General features: G+C 69.3%; 1 protein-coding gene (running past one end of the window). It reads left to right on the plus strand.

The features are described 5' to 3' along the window. Positions 1 to 15,157, plus strand: partial view of an Ig-like domain-containing protein gene (locus FHW84_RS12875; RefSeq protein ID WP_167256101.1) — the 5' end (the start) only. Its footprint extends 23,255 nt past the window's final position; only the first 15,157 of its 38,412 coding nucleotides appear in the window; the start codon lies at positions 1 to 3; the stop codon falls past the right edge of the window.

Here is a 15,157-nt window from a genome sequence, read left to right on the forward strand (position 1 = left end):
ATGGAACAGTCGCACGGCAACAGCAACGGCAAGCTCAACGAAACCTCCGCCGCGGAAGCGATCGACACCGCACCTGCTTCGAACACACCGGCCATCCGCTTCGAAGCGCTGGAACCGCGCGTGCTGCTGTCCGGCGACGTCAATCCCGCCGCGCTGTCGATCAACGGCGCGCTCGATGCGCCCGGCCAGCAGAAGCAGTACCAGTTCACCGTGCAGGACACCAAGCGCGTCGTCTTCGACAGCCTGACCAACCGCTCCGATCTCAACTGGACGCTGACCGGCCCGAACGGCACCGTGGTCAACGGGCGCCAGTTCTCCGACGACGGCAACAGCAGCAGCATGCCGGCGTTCGACCTCGGCAGCGGCACCTATACGCTCACCGTGGCGGGCTCCGCCGATGCCACCGGCAGCTACGCCATGCGCATCGTGGACGCCACCGCGGCCGCCAATCTCACGCCCGGCACGGCCGTGTCCGACACCCTGGTGCAGGGCAACGAGACCAGCGTCTACCGCTTCGACGCCAGCGCCGGCCAGCAGTTCTTCTTCAAGAGCAACAGCGTCAGCGGCGGCTCCGCCTACTGGCGCCTGATCGATCCGTACGGCCGCCAGGTCGGCCCGCACTACAGCATCGGCAGCGACCCGGACACCTTCAGCGTGCCCAGCAGCGGCGAATACCTGCTGCTGGTGGAAGGCGCCTCGTACAACACCGCGCCGGTGAGCTACAGCTTTACGCTCAATCCGGTGGTGAATCCGCAGCTGCCGCTGACGCTGGACCAGGTCACCACCGCGGTAACCCAGCCCGGCCAGACCAACTACTACAGCTTCACGCTCAACGCCGACACCCAGATGGCGTTCGACGCGCTGAGCAACAATTTCAACTGGGGCCTGAGCGGCCCCAACGGCGACATCGTCGCGCCGCATAACCAGTCCGAAACCAGCAACGCCTTCGAACTGTCGGCGGGCACCTACACACTGGCGGTGCGCGGCTACAACGGCCAGGCGGGCAGCTATGCCTTCCGCATGCTCACCGATGCCTCCGCGCATACGCTGGCCGTCAACACGCCGATCAGCGGCACGCTGGACCAGCCCACCGGCTCGACCATCTACAAGGTGGCGCTGACCCAGGGCCAGAAGCTGTACCTCGGCAGCCAGTCGCCCACCGGCGGCACGGTCTACTGGCGGCTGCTCGATGCCTACGGCAACCCGGTGCAGAGCAGCTATCTGGGTTCGGGCACGGCGCCGTTCACCGTGGCCTCGACCGGCACCTACTGGCTGATGCTGGACGGCTATATCTACAACTCGCCCACCGCGGCCATCGGCTACAACTTCCAGCTCAACCAGGTGCCGGATCTCACTTCCGCGCTGAGCATCGGCACCGCGGTGAACGGCTCGATCCCGCTGGCCGGCCAGTCGGCGGTGTACTCCTTCCATCTGGCCGCGGCCACGCAGCTGGCCTTCGATTCGCTGTCCAGCCGCGGCGACATGCTGTGGTCGCTGGCCGGCCCGCGCGGCCAGGAAGTCAACAGCCGCTCGCTGAATTCCTCCGACGGCAACTCGGGGCAGAACGTACTGGCGCTGCCGGCGGGCGACTACACGCTCACCGTGCAGGGTTCCGGCGATGCCACCGGCGCGTTCGCCTTCAACCTGCTGGATCTGTCCACCGCCGCGGCGCTGGCGCAGGGCGCGCCGCTGTCCGGCACGCTGTCGCCGGGCAATAGCAGCACGGCTTATCAGTTCACCGCCGCGGCGGGCGACAGCGTCGCCGTGCACGCGGCCAGCGCCACCGGCGGCAGCGCGGTGTGGCGGATCGTCGACATGTTCGGCCGCACCATCGGCACCGGAAATCTGTCTGGCGACAGCGCGGCGGTGAGCCTGGCCAATGCGGGCAGCTACACGCTGCTGATCGAAGGCTATGTCGGCAACACCGCGCCGGTGAATTTCCAGGCTCGCCTGGACAACACCGGCAACACCGCCCCGGCGCCGCTGCCGGCAGGCGATCCGCTCACGCTCGGCAGCGTCACCGCCGGCACCTTGGCGGCGTGGAACAGCACGCAGACCTACCGCTTCACGCTCGGTGCGACGACTCAGCTGCTGCTGGATGCGCAGCAGTCCGGTAACACCTACTGGAACCTGCAAGGTCCGCGCGGCACCGAATTCAATACCTGGGTTTCCAGCGGTGACCAGATCCTCACCCTGCCCGCCGGCGACTATGCGCTGACCCTGCAGGGCGCGCCGTCCAGCGGCTACAGCGCCGGCGCCTACGCTTTCAGCGCGGTCGACCTGTCCACCCTGCCGAACCTGCAGCTGGGCCAGCAGACCATCGCCCAGCGTTCGCCGGGCAGCGCCGCCGCGGGCTACCGCGTGCAGGCCAGCGCCGGGCAGACCCTGCTACTCAACACCGACTACATCTCCGGCTACAGCCCGACCTGGCGCCTGGTCGGCCCGCAGGGACAAGTGCTGCCGGCGCAGTCCGGCGACAACATCGGCACGCTGTTCCGCGTTCCGGCCGACGGCACCTACACGCTGCTGGACCTGGGCTACTACTACGACAGCTACGCCACCGACCGCGACACCTTCACCCTCAGCGCGACGGACACCAGCACCACGCCGCTGTCGTTCAACGACGTCGCCCACGCCACGCTGGCCGGCCGCCAGTCGATCGCGCAGTACAGCTTCACCCTGGATCACGCGCAGACCGTGGTGCCGGACTTCCTCGCCGGCGCCAACGGCAATCCGTCCAACCTGCAATGGATGCTGCGCTCCACCGCCGGCACCATCGTCGGCTGGCAGTGGGCCAGCTACGACCAGGGCACCATGCAGCTGCTGCCGCCGGGGCAGTACACGCTGCTGTTCCGCAGCAGCAACGACACGCCCACCGACCTGTCCTTCCGCGTGCTCGACCGCGGCATCGCGCAGGAGCTGCAGCCCGGCACGCCGGTGCAGACCACCCTGGTCACCGACCAGACGCAGCTCTTCCGCTTCAACGCCAGCGCGGGCGACCACTTCTACCTGCAGAGCGACCCCAGCGCGCAGACCAACAATGCCGACTGGCGCATCCTGGCGCCGGGCGGCGCCGTCATCGCGTCGGGCTCGATCTACAACGGCTACGACAACGCCGACATCGCCGCGACCTATACCGGCGAGTATCTGCTGGTGGTCTCGCCCTATGTGGGCAACAGCGCGCCGAAGTCGCAGCCGCTGAACTTCACCCTGGGCCTGCGCAGCGCGCAGAACGCCGCGCTCACGCTGGGCGCCGATACCGCCGGCGCGATCACCCAGCCCGGCCAGAGCATCCAGTACAGCTTCACCCTGGACGCGCCGACCTCGGTGCTGATGAACACGCCGGTCAACAACGGCTCCTACCTGCGCTGGAGCCTCACCGGCCCGCGCGGCCCGGAAGTGTCGCAGCGCGATTTCAGCTATTCGAGCCAGAACCTGCTCGACCTGCCCGCCGGCACTTACGTGCTGACCGTGGCCTATGGCGATCTCTCCACCGGCAATTTCCATTTCAGCCTGCTCAACCAGGCCGCCATGCCCGCGCTGGCGGCCGACACGCCGACCACCGCCTCGCTGCCGGCCGCCGGGCTGCCGGCGCCGTACCGCTTCGACGTGGCCGCCGACGGCGACTTCCGCCTGGAAGGGCCGCAGGACGGCAACTACGAGCAGTGGCAGGTGCAGAACGCGCAAGGCCAGGTGATCGCCAGCGGCAACAGCAACTACGACAACGCCACGCCGTTCCACCTCGCCGCCGGCAGCTATGTGCTCAGCTGGCAGAACGCATGGAACGCCAGCACCGACGCCGCGGTGAACTTCGTGCTGCGCCACGTCGTCACCACGGTGCAGCCGCTGGTGCCGGGCACGCCGGCCACGGCCGCCATCGCCACGCCGGGCCAGCGCTACGCATACGACTTCGCGCTCGGCGCGCCGGGCGCGGTGCTGTTCCAGAGCCTAGCCCACCGCAGCGACCTCAGCTGGCAATTGCAAGGCCCGCTCGGCAACGTGGTCAGCAGCGCGGCGATGGACGGCAGCGGCGACCTGCTGCTGCAGCTGCCCGCCGCGGGCAACTACCGGCTCACCGTCATCCCCAATGGCGCGGCCACCGGCGCCTTCGCCTTCAACCTGTTCGACTTCAACGGCACGGCCGCGCTCAGCCTCGGCGCGGCGCAGACGGCGCGCATCGCACCGTCCGGCAGCAGCGTGCTGTACGCCGTGCAGGGTGCGGCCGGCGATTACCTCGCATTCCACTTCGACAGCATCGCCGGCAGCGGCGCATCCGCGCGCGTGCTCGATGCCAGCGGCAACGTGGTGCTGAACTTCGGCAACGTGGCCGCCGGCCAGGACCTGCTGTTCAAGCTGCCGCACGGCGGCCGCTACCAGCTGCAGCTGAGCGGTAATGGCGATGGCGCCGAAACCGACATCGGCTACAGCGCCGCGCTGACCACGCCTGCGCATGCCAGCCTCACGCTCGGCACCGACGTGCAAGGCCACAGCAGCGTGGCCGGCGTGCCGGACAGCTATGCCTTCGCCATCGCCGCGCCCGCCACCGTGCTGGTCGACGGCTTCGGCGACGCCGGCCAGCGCTGGAACATCCGCGCCGCCGACGGCAGCCTGGTGCAGACCGGCCACACCGGCACCGCATCCGCCTGCCTGCTCGGCCCGGGCACCTACACGCTGGAAGTGCTTGCAGACGATGCGTCGCAGCTCGGCGCCTACGGCGTGCGTATCGTCGACTTCGCCAGCGCGACCGATCTCGCCATCGGTTCGTCCAGCGTCAGCGCTGCCGACAGCCACGCCCTGGTCTACCGCCTCACCGCGGGCGTGGACCAGTCGGCGATCCAGCTCGCGGTGAGCACCGCGCAGGGCAGCGGCGCCAGCATCCGCGTGTACGACGCCGGCGGCCGGCTGGTCGCTTCCGGCAGCGGCGCGCTCGCCGCCACCACGATCGCGCAGAGCGTCGCCGCCGGCACGCAGCGCTACCTGGTGATCGATGGCGCCGCCGCCGACTACACGGTGACCTCCAGCGAAACGCAGGCGCCGCCGGCGCCGCCGCTGGCCTGGGGCGGCTCGGTCAATGGCAGCTTCAACTTCGTCGGCGACAGCGCAAGCTACCGGGTGACGATCGGCTACGCGCAGACCCTTGCCATCGCCAACCTGCTGCGCGACCTCGGTTCGCACGGCGTGCACTGGCGCCTGACGCCGGCCGGCGCTTCCAGCGAGAACCCGTGGTCCGACGAGGACGCCAGCGCCTACGCCGCGCTGCCCTATGCCGGCGACTACGTGCTGACCATCGCCGCCACCGCGGACCAGGCCAGCTACGCGTTCCAGACCGTCGACACCGCCGCCGCGGCTGCCTTGCCCACGGGCACCAGCAGCGGCCAGCTTGCCGCCGGCCAGGCGGCCCTGGTCTACCGCTACGAAGCGAACGGCTCCGGCGCGCTGCATATCGCGCTGGACGCCAGCGGCGACAGCTCGCTGGCCTGGTCGCTGTACGACCTGGGCGGCAACCTGGTCGCCGATGGCGCGGCCGGCACCGCGGTGGATACGCCTGTGCTGGGTACCGGCTCCTACCGCCTGCTGCTCGCGCGCACCGGCAATACGGATGCCGCGTTCGCGCTGCACGTCGACGCCGTGGCGCCGCCGGCCGCGCAGCCCGGCGACAGCCTCGCCGGCAGCACCGATCCGGTCACCGGCTTCGCGGTCTACCGCATCACGCTCGACCACGACATGCGCGTGCTGCTGCACAACCTCGGTTCCGACGGCGACATCCAGTGGGGCCTGACGCCGATCGGCGGCGAGCCTGCGCTGGCGTGGCTGCAGAACAACAATCCGGGTTCGCTGGATGTGGAAAACAGCGCGCCCTCGCTGCAGCAGCTCACCGGCGGCAGCTACGAGCTGTGGATCCGCAGCGACAGTCCGGGCGCGCATTACGCCCTGCAGCTGCTCGATCTGTCCGACGCGCCGGCGCTGCCGGCCGGCGGCGTGCCGGGCAGCATCGCCGGCGGCGCGGCCGCCGTGGCCTATCGCTTCACGCTGGCCGCGCCCAGCGCACTGCACCTGGCGTTCGGCGTGGCCGACGCCTCGTCGCTGCGCTGGAGCCTGTTCGACACCTACGGCAACCTGATCGCGCAGGCCGTCGACGGCAGCGACACCGACCTGGCCACCCTGCCCGGCGGCGACTACGTGCTGGTGCTGAAGGGCCAGGATCCGGAGGGCGCGGACGTCGCCTACACACTGGCGCAGAGCGCCGCCACGCTGCCGCAGATTCAGCCGGGCCAGTACGTCAACGGCACGCTGAGCGGCAATCCGGACAACCCCCAGGGTTACCGCCTCAGCCTCGATCACGCCACCAGCCTCCTGCTGAGCCGGCTGGTCGACGGCGGCAACATCCAGTACAGCATCTACTACAACGGTTACCCCTACGACGCGCAGGTCCAGGGCGACCGCTATTTCCTCCCGCCGGGCGACTACGACATCCGCGTCACCGGCAACTGGAGCGGCGAGAGCTACGCCTTCGCGCTGACCGACCTGTCGCAGGCGCCGTCGCTCGATGGCGCCGGCAGCGCGCAGGCGCAGTTCGACGCCAGCCATACCACCGCGGCCTACACCTTCACCAGCGACGGCCAGTCCGCCTACGACTTCGGCGTCGCCGGCGGCGACGAGGCTGTCGGCGTCGAGTGGGTGCTCTACGACGAAAACGGCTACGCGGTCACCTCCGGCAGCAGCGGCTTCCATCGCCAGCAGCTGTCCTCCGGCACCTACACCCTGCTCGCCTACCCCGACACCGTCGGCGGCACGGATCCGATTTCCTATACGGTCAAGGGTGCACCGGTTGCAGTACCGGTGTACGCGCTGACGCCCGGCGCCGACCAGCCGATCGTGCTGGACGAGGCAGGCAACTACCACGCCGGCTACAACTTCAGCCTGGACGCGCCAGGCCGCTTCATCGCGGTAGCTGCCAACCTGCCCAACCAAGCGATCTATTTCGACGTCGTCGACGCCACCGGCCAGATGTGGAGCAACGGCACCGTCTACCTGTCGAACGGCCAGACCACGCTGCTGCAGTTGCCGAAGGGCACTTACACGCTGCGCATGTACAGCTACGGCCCGGTCGGCACCGACAGCAGCTCGTCGCCCAGCTTCCGCCTGATCGATGTGGATGCCGCGGCGGACCTGTCGCCCGGCACCACCGCCAGCGCCGACCTGGCCGACACCTCCGGCGCGCAGGTGTGGCATTTCACCGGCCATGCGGGCGACAGCATCGGTCTGTCGCTGCAGGCCAGCAGCACCAGCATCGGTTCGCCGCAGGCGCTGTGGTACCTGTTCGCGCCGGATGGCAGCGTCATCTCCTCGGGCTGGGTCGGCACCGGCCTCGCCCAGCTCAGCCTCGATTTGTCGGCCACCGGCAACTATGCGCTGGTGCTGTCCCATGCCAACGGTCCGCTGACGATCACCGCCGGCAACACGCTCACCGGCCATATCGATCCGCCGGTGCTGCCGACCGCGCCGCTCACGCTGGGCCAGGCCAGCAGCGTCACGCTGACCAACAACGACGCGCGCGCCTACACCTTCAAGCTGGACCAGGCCGCGCTGGTCTCGGTCAACGGCTGGGCCACCAGCTGGGGCATCCAGTGGCGCCTGCTCGATGCCAACGGCCAGGTGCTGTCCGGCAACTTCCCCGGCTACGAAGGCAACTTCATGCAGCCCGAGCGGCTGGCGGCGGGCGACTACACGCTGGAGATCGACGCCTCGCTGGACGGCTCGGCGGATCTCGACTTCAGCGTCGCCACGCAAGCCCAGGCCACCGTCGCCGACGGCGCACTCGCGGCGCCGGCGGTGCTCGGCCTGTACGGCTTCAAGGTCAAGGCCGGACAGGACTACTACGTCACCGGCGCGCCCGGCAGCCAGGTGCAGCTCTACGACGCCAGCCTCAACGCGCAAGGCTCGTACTGGTTCAACGACAACACCGGCTACTACGTGGTGCACGCCGACAGCGACGGCACCTGGTACGCCGCGCTCACCAACACCTATTTGAACGACAACACGGCCACCGCGCTGCGCATCGCGGCGCCCACGCCGCTGCTGTCGGGCCAGAGCCTGGCGGATACGCTGCCGGCCGAAGGCGGCGTGAAGCTGTACAGCATCGACCTGGACCACGACCAGGTGATCAGCCTGTGGATGCCCAGCTACAGCGACGGCGTCTCCGCCGAATTCCAGCTGCCGGGCCGCAACTACCAGCTCAACAGCAACGGCTACTACACGCTGTTCCTGAGCAAGGGCCACTACGTCATCCCCGTCACCAGCCGTGGCAACGGCGGTGGCGGCGGCGAATCCTTCGCCGCGGCGATGAGCGAAGGCGCCAACCCTGGCGACGCCAGCTACACGCTGATGTTCCAGAGCTTCGCCGACGCCATCGCACTGCCGCTGGATACGCCGGCCACCGTGACGCTCAACCCCGGCCAGCTGCAGACCTACGCCTTCCAGGCGCAGGCCGGACAGCGCCTGCACTTCGTGCCGCAGCCCGGCAGCAGCGGCGACGGCGCGTGGGAGATCTTCGACGCGCAGGGCCAGAACGTGTGGAGCGACAGCTCCTCCAGCAACGACGCGCTGCCGGCCTTCGCCAGCAGCGGCACCTATTACCTGGTGTGGTCCGCCACCGGCGATGCCGCCGGTCCGGCCAGCTACGGCTTCGCGCTGGACAGCACGCAGCCGGCCGCCAACGGCACGGCGCAGCTCGGCGACACTTTGCAGGTCGACACCCAAGGTACGTCCGACACGGTCTATTACGACCTCAACGTCGCGGCGCCCACGCGCCTGCTGCTCGACGCGCTCGCCAACACCGGCGCCGGCTACGACTGGCAGCTCACCCAGAACGAGAACTACCTCGGCTGGGGCAGCTGGATGCCCGGCAATGCCGCGGTGCAAGGCATCACCCTCGCCGCCGGCAGCTACCGCCTGACCCTGCGCGCCAAGGGCGCCGATGCCAGCCACCTGTCGCTGGCGCTGCTCGACGCCGCCACCGCGGCGCCGCTGCCGCTCGATGCACCGCTCAACGACAGCATCGCCCCGGGCCAGGCCAAGGCCTACGCGTTCGACGGCAACGCGGGCGACACCTTGCACGTGGCGTCGCAGGACCACGGCACGCTCAGCGGCCAGTGGATCCTGCTCGACCCGAACGGCAGCATCGCCGCCAGCGGCGACCTCACCAGCGCCACCGACGTGGCGCTGAATGCGAACGGCCGCTACGTGCTGCTCTACCAGGCCGATGCCGGCAGCAGCACCGCGCCGGTGGCGTTCCAGTTCGAACTGAGCCACGTGCGGGTGCAGCTCGGCGACGTGCTGCGCCCCACCGGCCCGGCCACGTACAGCTTCCACCTCGACCGCGCCACCCACCTGCTGCTGGACCTGGGCTATCTCAACTACGACGGCTACCTCAACTGGCACATCGCGCGGCACGGCCAGACGCTGCTCGACAGCCAGGACGACGCCGCCCAGCCCGACGCCGCCTTCGAGCTGGAAGGCGGCGACTACCAGCTGGTCATCGACAGCATGCCGTACGGCTTCGACAACGCGCGCCTGCGCCTGCTGGACCTGGGCACCGCCACCGCGCTGACGAAAGGCGCTGCCACCACCGGCGACACCGTCGCCGGCAATGCCGAGCTGTTCCGCTTCGACGCCAACAGCGGCGACACCGTCACCCTGGACAGCAGCGACAACTTCAGCTGGACGCTGTACGACGAGTTCGGCCACTACCTGCAGCAGGTGCAGGGCGCCGGCAGCATCGCCAACCTGCCGCGCACCGGCAGCTATTACCTGGTGCGCGAGACCCAGGACGACGGCAACGCCGCCGCGCAGAACTACAGCTTCACCCTCACCACCTCGCACCTGCTGCCGGCGCTGCCGGTGGGCGGCGCCGTGCAGGGCCTGCTGCAGAACGGCAGCCTGGCTTATCAGCTGCAGGCCAGCCAGGGCACGTCGCTCCTGGTCACCATGCCGTCCGAACAGAACGTACGCATGGACGTCTACGACGGCCAGGGCACCCTGCTCTATTCCTTCGATCCGCACAGCGCCAACCGTGCGGTGATCCTGCCGGGCGCGGGCAACTACACCTTCCGCTTCGTCGATCTCAACGGCAATGCCGGCACGCGCTGGATCAACTTCAAGGCGCTGGACCTGTCCACCGTGCCCGCGCTGCTGCCGGACGTGCTGACCACCGGCACCTATACGCCGAGCAACGGCCCGCAGGTGTTCCAGCTCAACCTCGCCCAGGCCAGCGAGTTCTGGTTCGACCCGATCAACACCACCGGCCAGCAGAGCTATCTGAACTGGCACCTGGTCTCGCCCTACGGCAGCGAGGTCGCCTACGGTTCGATGTACTACCAGAGCGGCGCGCTGCCGCTGGCGGCGGGCAACTACTACCTGGTGATCGACAACCCCGGCTACGTGCCGTGGAGCTCGGTCAACTACAGCTTCGCCATCAAGGCCGGCTATACCGCGCTGCAGCCCAACACCGCCGTCAGCGGCACCGCGCCGGCCTCCGGCGTGCCGCTGCAGTACACGGTGCACCTTGACCACGACTCGGTAGTGGCGTTCGACGCCCTCAACCTGCCCAACGGCGCCTACTGGAAGCTGACCAGCGCCAGCGGCTCGCAGGTGTTCTACCAGCAGATGGGCTACACCTACTCGTACAACTACAGCTACGACTTCAATGGCCTGCTCGCCGCCGGCGACTACCTGCTGACGGTGTGGAGCAACAACAGCAGCGCCAACCCCTTCAGTTTCCGCATGCTCGACGCCGCGCATGCCACGGCGGTGACGCCCGGCACGCCGGTCAGCACCACCATGGACACCGCCGGCGGCCTGCAGCTGTACAGCTTCGACGTGGAGGCCGGCGCGCATTACTTCCTCGACGCGCTGCCGGGCCTGAGCGCCACCAGCAGCGGCTACGTGCCGACCTGGACCCTGCTCGATCCGCAGGGCCGCACCGTGTTCTACCAGCAGAGCATGGGCAACGATTACGGCAGCTGGAACGGCAGCAACTACACCTACCAGTTCAACGGCAGCGGCATCGACCTGGGCCACCTGCTGGTCGGCGGCCGCTACACCCTGGTGCTGGCCAACTCCAGCTACAACAGCGGCGGCAATGTCACGCCGAACGTTTCGTTCAACGTGGTGCGCGTGCCCGACACGCCGGTCACCGTGCTGGACACGCTCGTCGTCACCCCGGCGCCCGACCTCACCGTCACCTCGGTGAACGTGTCGCCCGCCGGCACCCTGCAGACGGGCCAGAGCGTCGACGTGCAATGGGTGGTCGCCAACCAGGGCGTGCTGCCGGCCAGCGGCAACTGGAACGACCGCATCGTCATCCGCAACGTCGCCACCGGCGTGATCCTGGCCGACATCAGCGTGCCGTACGACGCCTCCGACGCGGCCAACGGCCCGATCGGCGTGGGCGATGCGCGCACGCGCCACCAGCAGATCCGCCTGCCGGACGGCTCCTACGCCGCCGGCACCATCAGCATCACCGTGCTCACCGACGCGGACAACGTGGTCAAGGAGAGCAACAGCGCCGGCAATGCGGAAAGCAACAACGCCGCCAGCATCACCGCCACGGTGCAGCTGTCGCCGTATGCCGACCTCACCGTGCAGGACCTGAGCCTGCAGCCGTCGAGCGCGTTCCAGCCGGGCCAGAGCGTCAACGTGAGCTGGAGCGTCGGCAACCAGGGCAACGTCGCCGTGGCGCAGCCGTGGAGCGAAACGCTGGAGGTGCGCAACCTGTCCACCGGCAAGGTGGTGGCCACCGTCACCCTGCGCGACCTGCTCGACAACGGCCCGCTCGCCGCCGGCGCCACGCGCCAGCGCACGGCCAGCTTCACCTGGCCGACCGGCGTGGATGCCTCCGGCAACTTCGCCATCCGCGTGATCGCCGACAGCCTGGGCGAGATTCCCGAGGCCAATGCCAATGGCACCGGCGAGAGCAACAACGTCGCCGAGATCGACCAGGCGGTCGGCCCCGACCTGCAGGTGCAGAACCTGCAGGTGGTCAGCACCACCGTCCAGGCCGGCGGCCTGGTCACCATTACCTGGGAAGACTGGAACCAGGGCGCCAGCGCCACCGGCACCGCGTTCAACGACCGCATCACGGTCAGCCGCGTCGACAACGGCATGAGCGTGCTCGACACCAGCCTGGTGTACGACCCCACCGCGCTGGTCAACGGCCAGGTCAACGGCCCGATCGGCCCCGGCGAGCATCGCCTGCGCAGCTTCACCTTCCGCCTGCCGGACGGCCTCAAGGGCACCGGCAACTTAAGCATCACGGTCACCGCCGACCAGAACGCGGCCGGCGTGGGCGTGCTCTACGAAACCAATCTCACCCACGACGCCGAGAGCAACAACAGCGCCGCCACCGCGGTGGTCTCCGCCGCCGTGCCGTACGCGGATCTGCGCGTGGACAGCATCGCCACGCCGCCGAACGCGATCGGCGGCCAGCCGGTGACGATCAGCTGGACCGTGGCCAACCACGGCCAGGCGCCGACCGGCGATGCCTGGTCCGACGAGATCGTGCTGAGCTCCGACGCCATCATCGGCAATGCCGACGACATCGTGATCGGCACGGTGCGCCGCAACGGCGCACTGGCGGTGGGCGGCAGCTATACGCAGAGCGCCACCCTCAACCTGCCCCTGCTCAACGACGGCCACTACTACCTGGCCGTGCGCGCCGACAGCCAGGGCGAAGTGCTGGAACCGGATACGCGCGGCAACAACGCCAGCGTGGCCAAGCCGATCACGGTAGCCGCGGCGTACGCCGATCTCGGCGTGGTGTCGGTGAGCGCGCCCGCTACCGCGCTCAGCGGCGAGAACGTGCAGGTGAGCTGGACGGTGTCCAACACCGGCAATGCGCCCACCAACCTGGCGCTGTGGAACGACCGCGTGGTGCTGTCGCGCACCGGCGTGCCCTCGGCCGACGACATCGTGCTGGCCGGCTCGGTCACGCATGCCGGCGTGCTCGCCAACGGCGGCGCCACCTATACCGCCACCGCGACGCTGACCCTGCCGCGCGACCTGGTGGGCGACTACTACATCCTGGTCACCACCAACCTCAACAACACCGTCACCGAGAACGGCCACACCGGCAACAACGCCGGCGCCACCACGGTGCCGCTGCACATCACCCTGGCGCCTTCGGCCAACCTCACCGTCAGCGACGTCAGCGGCCCGGCCGCGGTGCGTCCGGGCGATGCGGTGAGCCTGAGCTATACCGCGCACAACACCGGCACCGGCGACGCCACCGGCGTGTGGCGCGACCGCGTGTATCTGGACGACGGCCAGGGCCACCAGATCGAAGTGGCCAACCAGTTCTTCACCGGCGGCCTCGCCGCCGGCGCCAGCGCGGCGCGCAGCATCGCCTTCAGCCTGCCCGCCGGCTTCACCGAGGGCACCTACACCTTCGTGGTGCGCACCGACACCGACAACACGGTGTACGAACGCGACGGCGAGAACGACAACAGCGCCTCCGCCGCCACGCCGGTGGTGGTGGCGCGTCCGGATCTCTCGGTCAGCAAGGTCATCGGCCCCACCCTGGTGCTGTCCGGCAGCAACCTGCACGTGCAGTGGACGGTGACCAACAACGGCGGCAACGCCAGCGGCAACTGGCTCGACCGCGTCTACCTGTCGCACAACGGCACGCTGACCCAGGTCGCCGAGCTGGCGCACAGCGGCCCGCTCGCCACCGGCGGCAGCTACGACGCCGCGGCCGATATCCAGCTGCCGCTGGATGCCAATGGCGACTACGAGATCGTGGTGGTCACCGACGCCGCCAGCGCCATCGATGACCACAGCCGCGCCAACAACGCCGCGCAGCAGGACCTCACCGTGCAGCTGGCGCCCTATGCCGACCTTGCGGTGAGCGCCGTGCAGGCGCCGTCCACGCTGATCGCCGACCCGGCCACCATCGACGTGAGCTGGACGGTCAGCAACAACGGCACCGGCGCGGGCAGCACGTCGCAGTGGGTGGACCGGGTGATCCTGTCCACCGACGGCGTGCTCGGCAACGGCGACGACCGCGTGATCGGCGAAGTCGCGCACAACGGCGCGCTCGCCGCGGGCGCCAGCTACAACGGCGCGCTCAGCGTGATGCTGCCGCCGGGCACCACCGGCCGCTACAAGCTGTTCGTGGTGACCGACGCCACGCACCAGGTGTTCGAGAACGGCAACACCGCCAACGACACGGCCCTGCTCGGCCACAACGTCGACGTGATGCCCAAGCCGTACGCCGATCTGCAGGTGAACTCCGTTTCCACCCAGGGCACCCCGGTCAGCGGCCAGCCGCTGACCCTGACCTGGACGGTGAGCAACCAGGGCATCGGCATCACCGACAGCTCGGAGTGGTCGGACCAGGTGTGGCTCAGCGCCAACCCGGACGGCACCGGCGTGATCGCGCAGTTCGGCAGCGCCAGCCATATCGGCCAGCTGGCGGTGAACGACAGCTACACGCGCAGCATCACCGTCACCCTGCCCAACGGCATCCAGGGCAATTACTACGTCAATGTGCGCACCGGCGGGCCGTTCGAGTTCATCTACGGCGACAACGACACCGGCCACAGCGCGGCCGTGCCGGTCACGCTGGCGCCCTCGCCCGACCTGATCGTCAACTCCGCCGGCATCGCCCCGTCCTCGCCCGACAGCCTTGCCGCGGACGGCACCAGCCTGCTCGAAGGCAGCCTGGCCGACGTGACCTGGACGGTGAGCAACCAGGGCCAGGCCGATGCGCTCGGCCCGTGGACCGACACCGTCAAGCTGGTGCCCGCCAGCGGCACCGGCGCGGCCATCGTGCTCGGCAGCTACACCTACGACCGCCCGCTCAAGGCCGGCGAAAACTACAAGCGCACCGAGCAGATCCGCCTGCCGGCGAAGATCGAAGGGCTGTACCGCCTGCAGATCACCACCAATGCCAACTTCGGCGGTGCCGGCGCGCAGGTGTACGAGTACGGCGCGGCCGCCGGCAACGACGTGCTGCTGGCCAGCAACCCGACCCCCATCGCGCTGCAGCCGCGTCCGGACCTGCAGGTGGGCGCGGTCAGCATTCCCGACCACGTCACCGCCGGCACCACCGTCGGCATCCAGTACACCGTCACCAACCTGGGCACGGTGCCCGCCAGCG

It is taken from the genome of Dyella sp. SG562 (assembly GCF_011759495.1).
GTDB lineage: Bacteria > Pseudomonadota > Gammaproteobacteria > Xanthomonadales > Rhodanobacteraceae > Dyella_D > Dyella_D marensis.